This is a genomic window from Enterobacter sp. B79-1 (assembly GCF_057444735.1).
The window spans coordinates 186,899-199,543 of the sequence record NZ_JBYAZJ010000005.1 but is presented as its reverse complement, the minus strand read 5'-3'; the positions used below and the strand labels follow the sequence as shown (position 1 = coordinate 199,543).

The 12,645-nt window shown below is 56.6% G+C and carries 10 protein-coding genes; 9 read left to right on the top strand and 1 reads right to left on the bottom strand.

Annotated elements, in window-relative coordinates:
• Positions 1–35: 35 nt before the first annotated feature.
• The 8 genes from syd to AC2T6E_RS15700 all read left to right on the top strand — a co-directional run bounded on the left by syd (position 36) and on the right by AC2T6E_RS15700 (position 8,382).
• The gene (syd, locus tag AC2T6E_RS15735; protein WP_100166312.1) at positions 36–581 is read left to right on the top strand and encodes a SecY-interacting protein; all 546 of its coding nucleotides are present in this window, start codon (positions 36–38) and stop codon (positions 579–581) included.
• A gap of 631 nt (positions 582–1,212) precedes the next feature.
• Complete coding sequence (locus AC2T6E_RS15730) at positions 1,213–1,542, top strand: YqcC family protein (RefSeq protein WP_148400645.1); 330 nt, start codon at positions 1,213–1,215, stop codon at positions 1,540–1,542.
• Complete coding sequence (gene truC, locus AC2T6E_RS15725; protein ID WP_120159376.1) at positions 1,539–2,324, top strand: tRNA pseudouridine(65) synthase TruC; 786 nt, start codon at positions 1,539–1,541, stop codon at positions 2,322–2,324. Before AC2T6E_RS15730 ends, truC begins: the two co-directional genes overlap by 4 nt.
• A gap of 15 nt (positions 2,325–2,339) precedes the next feature.
• Positions 2,340–2,789, top strand: coding sequence for a flavodoxin (locus AC2T6E_RS15720; protein ID WP_042713494.1), 450 nt, complete (start codon positions 2,340–2,342; stop codon positions 2,787–2,789).
• Positions 2,790–3,116: 327 nt separating this feature from the next.
• On the top strand, positions 3,117–4,472 hold the full coding sequence (gene gudP, locus AC2T6E_RS15715) for a galactarate/glucarate/glycerate transporter GudP (protein ID WP_089601178.1): 1,356 nt from the start codon (positions 3,117–3,119) through the stop codon (positions 4,470–4,472).
• The gene (locus AC2T6E_RS15710) at positions 4,472–5,812 is read left to right on the top strand and encodes an enolase C-terminal domain-like protein (RefSeq protein WP_182401778.1); all 1,341 of its coding nucleotides are present in this window, start codon (positions 4,472–4,474) and stop codon (positions 5,810–5,812) included. Before gudP ends, AC2T6E_RS15710 begins: the two co-directional genes overlap by 1 nt.
• A gap of 15 nt (positions 5,813–5,827) precedes the next feature.
• Complete coding sequence (gudD, locus tag AC2T6E_RS15705) at positions 5,828–7,165, top strand: glucarate dehydratase (RefSeq protein WP_182401351.1); 1,338 nt, start codon at positions 5,828–5,830, stop codon at positions 7,163–7,165.
• Between the two features lie 77 nt (positions 7,166–7,242).
• Positions 7,243–8,382, top strand: a complete 1,140-nt coding sequence (locus tag AC2T6E_RS15700) for a glycerate kinase (protein WP_214594566.1) — start codon at positions 7,243–7,245, stop codon at positions 8,380–8,382.
• Positions 8,383–8,476: 94 nt separating this feature from the next.
• Here AC2T6E_RS15700 and barA read toward each other — a convergent pair whose 3' ends face one another.
• Positions 8,477–11,236 carry a two-component sensor histidine kinase BarA gene (barA, locus tag AC2T6E_RS15695; RefSeq protein WP_120159372.1) on the bottom strand — a complete coding sequence of 920 codons (2,760 nt, stop codon included), beginning with the start codon at positions 11,234–11,236 and terminating at the stop codon, positions 8,477–8,479.
• 59 nt (positions 11,237–11,295) lie between these two features.
• Between barA and rlmD the strand changes: the two genes are divergently transcribed.
• Positions 11,296–12,594 carry a 23S rRNA (uracil(1939)-C(5))-methyltransferase RlmD gene (rlmD, locus tag AC2T6E_RS15690; RefSeq protein ID WP_458667973.1) on the top strand — a complete coding sequence of 433 codons (1,299 nt, stop codon included), beginning with the start codon at positions 11,296–11,298 and terminating at the stop codon, positions 12,592–12,594.
• Positions 12,595–12,645: the final 51 nt, after the last annotated feature.

The window sequence follows — 12,645 nt, the reverse complement described above, 5'->3', positions numbered from 1 at the left end:
TGAGTTTATCCTGTCTTACAAGAAGAGAGAAATCGGTGGATATCGAAACTGCAAATGCCCTGACGACCTTCACGACCCGCTATTGCGATGCATGGCATGAAAAACAGGGGACGTGGCCGCAAAGCGCTGATTTATATGGCGTACCCTCGCCGTGCATTATCTCTTCGCTCGACGATTACGTTATCTGGCAGCCGAAACCCTTTGCAGGCGAGCAAAATGTAAATGCGGTTGAACGGGCAATGGACATTGTGGTACAACCAGCGGTTCACGCGTTTTATACCGCGCAGTTTGCAGGGGATATGCCTGCGCGCTTTGCTGATATTACGCTGACGCTGTTGCAGACCTGGAGCGAAGACGATCTGCAGCGTGTACAGGAAAACCTGATTGGTCACCTGGTCACGCAAAAGCGCCTTAAGCTTTCTCCGACGCTCTTTATTGCCACGCTGGACAGCGAACTGGATGTTATCTCCGTCTGCAACCTGTCCGGTGAAGTGGTTAAAGAGACTATCGGTACCCGCAATCGCGAGACTCTCGCCCCCTCTCTTGCGGATTTCCTCACCCAACTTGAGCCACTTCTGTAATCCATGATGCTACGGCGCGTGTGAGAGATCTCTTACAAGGTTTGTGAGAGATCGCTGGATCATTCAGTATTACCTCATTTAATTAAGATTAATATTACGCTGTTTTTCAATGGATTACTTGTTCATTGCATCGTTTTTAGGGATTTCTGACGTCTTACAGCGCTCACGGGGTGGGTTGTAAGACGAAGCGGAATAGCGGATTCTATCTCCGTCGACAGGAAGCCGACACGAGAAACGAACATCAGGATGATGGCGTTTCTTACTCAGGACTCGTCAGGATGGCGCTGCAGGAAGGCTTCAGGATGAAGCAAAGTGGATCGCGCAGGATGCGTAAAGGACACCTCCAGGAAGGAGAACGAGAGCCGGTCAGGATGGTCGGTGGGTCTGGACGGCCAGGAGTTTCAGGATGAAACAATCACGTCAGGATGATGTGAGCAGGATGCGAAAGGTAGACGGATGACCGGGCCTTCGGGCTTCAGGAAAAGTTGTCACGGATGAGCAGGGAGCACGAATTGTAGCTGGAATGCTGCGGAACGAACCGGGAGCACTGTTTTTACAGTGCTCCCTTTTTTTATTTCTGCGTTCTGCAATGCTATGCTGCGCGCCGTTCAGTTTTTCAGTTGAGGTGACTATGACGCAACACGATAGCGTTCGTGCCCAGTTGCACGCCATCGAAGCACTCTTGCGCCAACATCAGCTGTGGCAGGAGATCGCGCCGCAGCCAGAAGCATTCGCAAGTACCCAGCCATTCTGCCTGGATAAGCTGGCTCCCGTTGAGTGGCTGCAATGGGTATTGATTCCGCGCATGCACGCTCTGCTGGACGGTGGCCATCCGCTGCCGCAGGCATTTGCCGTCTCTCCCTATTATGAAATGGCGCTGGAAGCGACCCATCCCGCCCGCGAGGTTATGCTGGTTGAATTAGAACGCCTGGATGCGCTCTTTGCCGGTGACGATGCATGACGCTTGAGATCCTCTATCAGGATGAGTGGCTGGTGGCAGTCAACAAGCCGTCAGGCTGGCTGGTGCACCGCAGCTGGCTCGATCGCGATGAAAAAGTGGTGGTGATGCAGACCGTTCGCGACCAGATTGGTCAGCATGTATTTACCGCCCATCGTCTGGACCGTCCAACCTCCGGCGTACTGCTGATGGGGCTTTCCAGCGAGGCGGGACGTCTGCTTTCGCAGCAGTTTGAACAGCATCAGATGCAAAAGCGCTACCACGCGATTGTGCGCGGCTGGCTGACGGAAGCCGCCACGCTCGATTATCCGCTGGTGGAGGAACTGGATAAAATCGCCGATAAATTTGCCCGTGATGATAAAGGCCCGCAGCCAGCGGTGACGGATTATCGCGGCATGGCGACGACCGAAATGCCGGTGGCGACCAGTAAGTTTCCGACCACACGCTACAGCCTGGTTGAGCTTTTGCCTAAAACCGGGCGCAAGCACCAGCTTCGCCGCCACCTTGCGCATCTGCGCCACCCGATTATTGGCGACAGCAAGCACGGTGATTTGCGCCAGAACCGCAGCGCGGCCGAGCATTTTGACTGTCATCGCCTGATGCTGCACGCCAGCGAGCTGAGCCTGACGCACCCGTTCACCGGCGAACCGCTGACTATCCGCGCGGGGCTGGACGACGTCTGGATGCAGGCGCTGTCACAATTTGGCTGGCTGGGGCAACTCCCCGAAAATGAAAGGGTTGAGTTTGTATCAGGCAACGTTCAGGATGAACAGCAAGCGCAATAATTAAGGGAGCAAAGCATGGCTGAAGTAGGCATTTTTGTCGGCACAATGTACGGCAACTCGCTGCTGGTAGCGGAAGAAGCTGAGGCAATACTCGCCAGCCAGGGCCATAAAGCCACGGTCTATGAAGACCCGGAACTGGCAGACTGGGAAAAGTATCAAGATAAATACATTCTGGTGGTGACCTCCACGACCGGGCAGGGCGATCTGCCGGACAGCATCGTGCCGCTGTTCCAGGGCATTAAAGACCGGCTTGGCTATCAGCCGAACGTGCACTACGGCATCATTGCCTTGGGCGACAGCTCTTACGCCAACTTCTGCGGCGGCGGTAAACAGTTCGATGCCCTTTTGCAGGAGCAGAGCGCCCAGCGCGTCGGCGAGATGCTGCTGATTGACGCAGGCGAACACCCGGAGCCAGAAAGCGAATCAAACCCGTGGGTTGAGCACTGGGCAACGCTGCTTAACTAGTTTTTCGTTTGTAGGCCGGGGCAGGCGAAGCCGCCACCCGGCAACAAAGCCGCACGAAAACCTCAATTCCGTGAACCATCTTCCACTGCTTTGGGCTTATGCCCCAAACCACGTCTCACTCCCCCTTCAATGTTGTGTCGATGCACGGTGAGGAAGAGCGCCACTCCTTCATATACTTTTCCCGTCAGTTACCCAATAAGGCAGCGCTTCACCATAAAACGGCCTTCAGCCGTACCAAAACTGCCGAACACTTATCTCTCATTCTGATTACCCTACAGGTGCTGTACAGAATGAACCAGGCGAAAGCTATGATTCAGGAGTGCAACTATGAGTTCATTAAGCCAGGCGGCGAGCAGCGCAGAGAAGCGCACTAACGCTCGCTACTGGATAGTGGTGATGCTGTTTATCGTCACATCCTTCAACTACGGTGACCGCGCCACGCTGTCGATTGCTGGTTCTGAGATGGCAAAAGATATCGGACTTGATCCGGTCGGCATGGGTTACGTTTTCTCGGCGTTTTCATGGGCCTATGTCATCGGCCAAATTCCTGGCGGCTGGCTGCTTGACCGCTTTGGCTCAAAACGGGTCTATTTCTGGTCCATCTTTATCTGGTCGATGTTTACCCTGCTGCAGGGGTTCGTCGATATCTTCAGCGGCTTCGGCATTATCGTGGCGCTCTTCACGCTGCGCTTCCTGGTTGGCTTAGCGGAAGCGCCTTCCTTCCCGGGGAACAGCCGCATTGTCGCAGCCTGGTTCCCGGCACAGGAGAGGGGAACCGCGGTCGCGATTTTCAACTCCGCACAATACTTCGCCACGGTGATCTTCGCGCCAATCATGGGCTGGCTGACGCATGAGGTAGGCTGGTCACACGTCTTCTTCTTCATGGGTGGGCTTGGGATCGTCATCAGCTTTATCTGGCTGAAAGTGATCCATGAACCCAATCAACACCCGGGGGTGAACAAGAAGGAGCTGGAGTACATCGCGGAAGGCGGAGCGCTGATCAACATGGATCAGAAATCCGCAAAAGCAAAAGTCCCGTTCAGCCAGAAATGGGCGCAGATCAAACAGCTCGTCGGCTCGCGCATGATGATCGGTATCTATCTGGGCCAGTACTGCATCAACGCCTTAACCTACTTCTTCATCACCTGGTTCCCGGTTTATCTGGTGCAGGCGCGCGGCATGTCGATTCTGAAGGCGGGGTTTGTTGCCTCGATCCCGGCCATCTGCGGCTTCGTGGGCGGCGTGCTCGGCGGGGTGATTTCCGACTGGCTGATGCGCCGCACCGGCTCTCTCAATATCGCGCGTAAAACGCCTATCGTGCTCGGGATGCTGCTCTCCATGACCATGGTGTTCTGTAACTACGTGAGCGCTGAGTGGATGATTATCGGCTTTATGGCGATGGCCTTCTTCGGCAAAGGCATTGGTGCGCTGGGCTGGGCGGTGATGGCGGATACGGCACCGAAGGAGATCAGCGGCCTGAGCGGCGGTCTGTTCAACATGTTCGGCAATATTTCGGGGATTGTTACGCCAATCGCTATCGGCTACATCGTCGGCACCACCGGCTCCTTTAACGGTGCGCTGATTTACGTAGGGGTGCATGCGCTGGTGGCGGTGCTGAGTTACCTGGTGCTGGTCGGCGATATCAAACGCGTCGAACTTAAACCTGTAGGGGAGCGTGGATGATGACAACGCAATCAAGCCCTGTCGTCACTGAGATGAAGGTCATCCCGGTGGCCGGACAGGACAGCATGCTGCTCAATATTGGCGGCGCGCATAACGCCTGGTTTACCCGCAATATCGTGGTACTGACCGACAGCGCGGGGAATACCGGCGTTGGCGAAGCGCCGGGCGGAGAGGTGATTTACCAGACGTTGGTTGATGCCATTCCACAGGTGGTGGGCCAGGAAGTTGCCCGTCTGAACAAAGTGGTTCAGCGGGTACATAAGGGTAACCAGTCTGCTGACTTTGATACCTTCGGAAAAGGTGCCTGGACGTTTGAACTGCGCGTCAACGCGGTTGCCGCGCTGGAAGCCGCTCTGCTCGATTTGCTCGGTAAGGCGCTGAATGTCCCGGTCTGCGAACTGCTGGGCCCAGGCAAACAGCGCGATGCGGTAACGGTGCTGGGTTACCTGTTCTACGTAGGTGACCGTAATAAAACCGATCTGCCTTATCTGGACCGTTCGCCGGGCAACCATGAGTGGTATCACCTGCGCCATCAGGAGGCGCTCACCGGCGAGGCGGTGGTGCGTCTGGCGGAAGCCGCACAGGACCGCTACGGCTTTAAGGATTTCAAACTGAAAGGCGGCGTGCTGCCCGGCGAGCAGGAAATTGAAACTGCCCGCGCGCTGAAAAAGCGTTTCCCCGATGCGCGGATCACCGTTGACCCGAACGGAGCATGGTTACTGGATGAAGCCATCTCGCTGTGTAAAGGTCTGGGCGATGTACTGACCTACGCGGAAGATCCGTGCGGTGCCGAACAGGGTTTCTCTGGTCGTGAAGTGATGGCCGAGTTCCGACGCGCCACCGGGCTGCCGGTCGCCACTAACATGATCGCCACCAACTGGCGTGAAATGGGCCATGCGGTCATGCTCAATTCGGTGGATATTCCGCTGGCTGACCCGCACTTCTGGACGCTGTCCGGTGCGGTGCGCGTGGCGCAGCTGTGCGACGACTGGGGGCTGACCTGGGGCTGTCACTCCAACAACCATTTCGACATTTCGCTGGCGATGTTTACCCACGTTGGCGCGGCGGCACCGGGTAACCCGACCGCCATCGACACCCACTGGATTTGGCAGGAGGGGGAAGCCCGACTGACGAAAAATCCGCTGGAGATCAAAAACGGCAGCATTGCCGTACCGGATGCGCCAGGGCTGGGCGTGGAGCTTGACTGGGATCAGATCCACAAAGCGCACGAGGCGTATAAGAGGTTGCCAGGCGGCGCGCGTAACGACGCGGGCCCGATGCAGTACCTGATCCCCGGCTGGACATTTGACCGTAAGCGCCCTGTTTTTGGACGTCACTGATAAAAGGATTGAACCATGAGCACATTTTCTACCCCTGTAGTCACTTCCATGCAGATCGTTCCGGTTGCGGGCCATGACAGCATGCTGATGAATTTGAGCGGCGCGCATGCGCCGTTCTTTACCCGCAATATCGTGATTATCAAAGACAATTCCGGCCATACGGGCGTGGGCGAAATTCCGGGCGGGGAAAAGATCCGCAAAACGCTGGAAGACGCCATTCCGCTGGTGGTGGGGAAAACCCTCGGCGAATACAAAAATGTTCTCAATAGCGTGCGTAGCACCTTTGCGGACCGCGATGCGGACGGGCGCGGGCTGCAAACCTTCGACCTGCGTACGACTATCCACGTGGTCACCGGTATTGAGGCGGCAATGTTGGATCTGCTTGGTCAGCATCTTGGCGTGAACGTTGCGTCCCTGCTGGGCGAGGGTCAGCAGCGCACCGAAGTGGAAATGCTGGGCTATCTGTTCTTTGTCGGCAACCGTAAGCTGACGCCGCTGCCGTACCAGAGCCAGCCGGATGAGCACTGCGACTGGTACCGCGTTCGCCACGATGAAGCGATGACGCCTGACGCGGTGGTGCGTTTGGCCGAAGCCGCTTACGAAAAATATGGCTTCAACGACTTCAAACTGAAGGGCGGCGTACTGGCAGGGGAAGAAGAGGCGGAGGCCATTACCGCGCTGGCAAAACGTTTCCCGCAGGCGCGCGTCACGCTGGATCCGAACGGCGCATGGTCGCTTGATGAAGCGATTAAAATCGGTAAGCAGCTTAAAGGCGTGCTGGCCTACGCGGAAGATCCGTGTGGGGCCGAGCAGGGCTTCTCCGGGCGCGAGGTGATGGCCGAGTTTCGCCGCGCCACCGGTTTACCAACGGCAACCAATATGATCGCCACCGACTGGCGCCAGATGGGGCATACCTTATCCCTTCAGTCCGTCGATATTCCGCTGGCGGACCCGCACTTCTGGACGATGCAGGGTTCAGTTCGCGTGGCGCAGATGTGCCACGAGTTCGGCCTGACCTGGGGCTCGCACTCCAACAATCACTTCGACGTGTCGCTGGCAATGTTCACTCACGTTGCCGCTGCCGCGCCGGGCGCGATCACCGCCATAGATACCCACTGGATCTGGCAGGAGGGCAATCAGCGGCTTACTAAGCAGCCGTTTGAAATCAAAGGCGGCATGGTGCAGGTGCCAACCACGCCGGGTCTGGGCGTTGAGCTGGATATGGACCAGGTGATGAAAGCCCACGAACTGTACCTGAAACACGGTCTGGGCGCGCGCGACGATGCGATAGCCATGCAGTATTTGATCCCGGACTGGACATTCGACAATAAACGTCCGTGCATGGTACGATAAACGCATTGGGACCGCTCCCATGAGCGGTCGTTTACGTGGTGTATGCTTAACGTAATGACTATGCGTAAGGATGGCTTATGAAAATTGTTATCGCACCGGACTCGTATAAGGAAAGTTTGAGTGCTCTTGAGGTAGCGACAGCGATAGAACGCGGCTTTCGCGAGATTTTTCCCTCGGCTGACTACGTAAAATTACCGGTTGCCGATGGGGGCGAAGGCACCGTTGAGGCGATGGTTGCGGCCACTCAGGGGCGAATCATTCATGTCCCGGTGACAGGTCCGCTGGGGGAGCCTGTCGAAGGGTTCTACGGGTTATCCGGTGACGATCAAAGCGCGTTTATTGAAATGGCGGCGGCGAGCGGTCTGGAGCTTGTGCCACCTTCGCAGCGCAACCCGCTGAAAACGACCTCGTGGGGAACCGGCGAGCTCATCCGTCACGCGCTGGACGCGGGCGTTAAGCATATCATTATCGGCATTGGCGGCAGTGCCACCAACGACGGCGGCGCGGGCATGGTCCAGGCGCTGGGCGCGAAATTGCTGGATGCCGCTCAGAAGCCTGTCGGACTCGGGGGCGGCGAACTTGCCACGCTGGCCCATATTGACCTTACCGGTCTCGATAAACGGCTGAAAGCGTGCCGGATTGAGGTTGCCTGCGATGTCACCAACCCGTTAACGGGGGAGGAGGGAGCCACTGCGGTGTTTGGCCCGCAGAAAGGGGCGACGCCAGAGATGATTGTCACTCTGGACAACGCGCTTGCCCATTATGCGCAGGTTATCGCCCGCGATCTGGATATCGACGTTCTGAACCTGTCCGGCGGCGGTGCGGCGGGCGGGATGGGGGCCGCGCTATACGCCTTTTGCGGCGCTCAGCTGCGTCAGGGGATTGAGATCGTCACCGATGCCTTGCATCTCGCGGCTCAGGTTGCCGATGCCGACTTAGTGATCACCGGCGAAGGCCGCATCGACAGTCAGACAATCCACGGTAAAGTGCCCGTAGGCGTGGCGAAAGTCGCAAAACGCTTTAACAAACCGGTTATCGGGATTGCGGGCAGCCTGACGGCGGATGTCGGTGTGGTGCATGAGCACGGTATCGACGCCGTGTTTAGCGTGATTTACACCATCTGTTCACTGGAGGATGCGCTGGAAAATGCCAGCGAGAATGTCAGGATGGCCGCAAGGAATATCGCGGCGGCGCTGAAAGTGGGGCAGGGAATGTAGTTCTCCCTCTCCCTGTGGGAGAGGGCGGGGTGAGGGCATCAGGCCGCACCCGCAATTGTAGGCCCGGTAAGCGTAGCGCCACCGGGCTTTTCTATCAGCTCCCCAACACCTTCATCGCTTCCCGCGTCACGTTATCCATTTCATCCAGCAGCTCCAGAAACTCGGGTTCAAGCTCGGATTCTGGCGTACCGGCGCGTAACTGTTGCTCCAGCAACTGACAAAGGTTCTTCAACCGCGGCACTCCGCTGTAGCCGCAGCTGCCGTGCAGCTTGTGGATGGCTTCCAGCAGTTCTTCAGGGTTTTCTCCCACCAGCTGTTCTTCAACTTTATTACGGATTTCCGGCAGGAAGTCGACCAGCATCTGCAACATGTCGCGGGCTAAATCGGTTTTCCCTGCCGCCTGGCGCAGCGCCAGCGACCAGTCGAAGGTGGCATTCTGATTGACGCTAATCTCCGGCGATTCTGTTGCAACCGTGTACGTCCCGCCAATATGCCCCGGTTTGTAGCGCACCAGCAGGCTATGCAGTTTCTCTTCGTCGATAGGCTTGGCCAGATAATCATTCATCCCGGCGCTCAGCAATTTTTCTTTCTGTCCGGCCATGGCGTGCGCGGTCACCGCAATCACCGGCGTTTGCTGCTGATGCGGGAGCTGGCGGATAAGCTCGCAGGCGCGAATACCGTCCATACCCGGCATCTGAATATCCATCAGAATCAAATCGAACTGCATCTGTTTAGCCTGTTCCACTGCCTGCGCACCGCTGGTACACAGTTCCACGTGCTGAACCTGATCCTCCAGCAGCACGCCAATCAGCTTCAGGTTTGCCGGGTTATCGTCCACCGCCATCACGCTCATCGGCAGCTTTTGTTCGTCGCTGACGAGCGGCAGCGCGTGCTGGCTCAGACGACAGTATTCGGTGAGTGCAGGCAGCAGGCGTGTGGCCGTGAGCGGTTTGAGCAGGCAGGCGGCGGCCCCGTCGTTTTTCAGCTCTTCGGCGTTAATTTGTGCATGGCAAGGCAGGGCCAGCAGCAGGTAATCGGTCATTGATGCCGCTTTCGCCAGGCGCTCCTGCTGCATGGTCAGTTCGCCCGTAAAAGTGACCGGGATCCCCATCAGCAGGATATCATAGTGCTCAACGGCAAGCGCAGAGAAGGTCGGACTGTAGACAACCTCCAGCGGCGTGGTGCTTAACACGTCCAGCGTGCACTGTGCCGCTGCGGCATTTGGCTCAACGTAGGCCAGACGCATCCCTTTCAGGCAGTCGGTCGCTGGCCCATCGGTCATGACGTTCGGGTTGAGATCGAGATTGATATGGAACCAGAAGGTCGAACCCCGGTTAGGCTGGCTGTGGAAGGAGATATCGCCGCCCATCTCTTTTACCAGTTTTTGGGTGATCACCAGCCCCAGGCCGGTTCCCCCGTGGCGGCGGGAAATACTGGCGTCCGCCTGACGGAATGCCTGGAACAGACGCGACTGATCGCGCTCCGGTATGCCGATACCGGTATCGCGGATCTGCACCTCAATCTGTACCTTGTTATTACTGAGCGCCCGTTTTTCGACAAGAATGTCGATATTGCCGCTCTCGGTAAACTTGATCGCGTTACCCACCAGATTGGTGATGACCTGCTGCAGACGCAGCGGGTCACCAATGACGTTATCCGGCACGTCGTTTTTGATATTGAGCGTCAACTCCAGCCCCTTATCGTGTGACGAATGCGCAAGCAGCGTCACTACTTCATCCAGCGTGCCGCGCAGCGGGAACGGAATACTCTCGAGGATCAGCTTGCCCGCCTCCAGCTTCGAGAAGTCCAGCACGTCGTTAATGATCGCCAGCAGGTTGTTGGCCGAACGTTCGATAGTATGCAGGTGGTCGCGCTGGGTGGGGTTAAGCTCGCTTTTCAGCGTCAGACGGGTAAAGCCGATCACGCCGTTCAGCGGGGTTCTCAGCTCGTGTGACATATTGGCAAGGAATTCGGATTTAATGCGCGCGGCTTCCTGGGCGCGTTTTTTCGCCAGATCCAGCTCCACGTTCTGAATCTCCATTTGCTCCAACGTTTCGCGCAGGTCGGAAGTGGCCTGGTCAACGTTGTGCTGCATCTCTTCATGATACGCCGCCAGCGACATCGCCATTGAGTTGATGCCGTTTTTCAGCATATCCAGCTCGCCCAACATAAACCCTTCTACGCGGCTGTCGAGCTGGCCGCGACGGATACGGTCAACGGTGTTGACCATGTTTCGAATCGGCCCCGTCACATCACGCATCAGTCGCCAGCCGAAAATCAGCGCAATGCCGATACAGAAGAGCATCATCACGCCGGAGATAAATATTTCTTTGTACTGCTGCAGCCGGACTGACTTGAGATCCAACTCCAGCGCCACATATCCCAGCATGTTGTTGCTGGATTTGGCTTCAGACTGAGCGGATTCATCAGGAGAATAGCTTTCGGAGATGATTGGCGTGCGCAGGATCATAATATCCCCTCGCCGCAATACGGTGAGATGGCGCGGGAACGGCGTGCCGTCAGGAATTTTCAGGGACGTCGGGTCAAGGTGAAAATTCGAGGTAACAAACAGACGGTTGTTTTCATCATAAACGGAGATAGCCCGCACGATGTCCGAGTGACGACGATGCAGGACGCTAATTAACTGACCAATGGATTCCCGGTTTTGCAGGTTCATCCCGTACTCGCTGGAGACCGCCAGCGGTTCGATAATGCTGGCTCCGGCGTCTTCCAGCTGTCGCTGCAAATCGTTATAGCGATGCACCACAAAGAAGATACTCAGCAGCAAACCGATCAATACGGTGGGGGCGAGGATCAAAATCATCATGCGTGCACGCAGGCTGTAGTTGGTCATGGCGTTCCGTTATGGGACAATTAGGACAATTATGTTTATATGTGAGAAAAATCTCAGCGATGGCGCAATTCTACTCTGCAAAGCGACGCGTGACGACGCGTCAGATCATAACTGTTGAAGCCACGGACCTCGATCCTTTTGGTCAGGGGGTGGCGCGGCACAACGGTAAGACACTGTTTATAACAGGTTTGCTGCCATCAGAACGAGCAGAAATTACGCTGACGGAAGAGAAACGCCAGTACGCGCGCGGCCAGGTAAAGCGCCGACTGAGCGATAGCCCGGAACGCGAAGTGCCTCGCTGCCCCCATTTTGGCGTCTGCGGGGGCTGCCAGCAACAGCATGCCAGCGTAGTTTTACAGCAAAAAAGTAAAAGCAGCGCGCTGGCGCGTCAGCTTAAGCACGAGGTTAACGAGATTATCGCCGGGCAGCCCTGGGGCTACCGTCGGCGCGCGCGCCTGAGCCTCAGTTATCAGCCAAAAACCGAGCGGCTGGAGATGGGATTTCGTAAAGCCAGCGCCAGCGATATCGTGGATATAAAGCAGTGCCCTGTTTTGGTGCCCCAACTTGAGGCATTGCTCCCTGATGTGCACCAGTGTCTGTCCGGGCTCGAAGGGGTTCGCCATCTCGGACATGTGGAACTGGTTCTGGCTAACAACGGCCCGCTGATGGTGCTGCGCCATACTGCGACGCTGTCCGAAAAAGATCGCGAAAAACTGGAACGCTTTTCGCATTCCCACAAGCTTGCGCTTTTCCTGGCACCACAAAGCGAGATACTTGAGCAGGTTACAGGAGAGGCTCCCTGGTATGCGTCAAACGGGCTACGCTTAACGTTCAGCCCGCGGGATTTTATCCAGGTCAATGACGGCGTGAATCAGCAGATGATTGAAAAAGCGCTGGACTGGCTGGATATCCAGCCGACCGACCGGGTGCTCGATCTCTTCTGCGGTATGGGTAATTTCACGCTGCCTCTGGCGCAGAAAGCGGCAAACGTGGTGGGTGTGGAAGGCGTTGAGGCGCTGGTCGCCAAAGGACAGGAAAACGCCCTACAAAATGGCTTGCAAAATGTGACATTTTTTCATCAAAACCTTGAGGAAGATGTGACTCAACAGCCGTGGGCGAAGCAGGGCTTTGATAAAATTTTGCTCGACCCGGCACGTGCCGGTGCTCCGGGCGTAATGGCACATATTATTAAACTCGCGCCGAAGCGTGTGGTCTATGTTTCCTGTAACCCGGCGACGCTTGCCCGGGACAGCGAGGCATTAATCAGTGCGGGTTACCAGATTCAGCGTCTGGCAATGCTGGACATGTTCCCGCACACTGGACATCTGGAATCGATGGCGTTGTTTGAGCACATCTAATTTGTTTGGCTTGTCGACTTCGACAGGCCCTGGTCCCTAAAGGAGAGGACG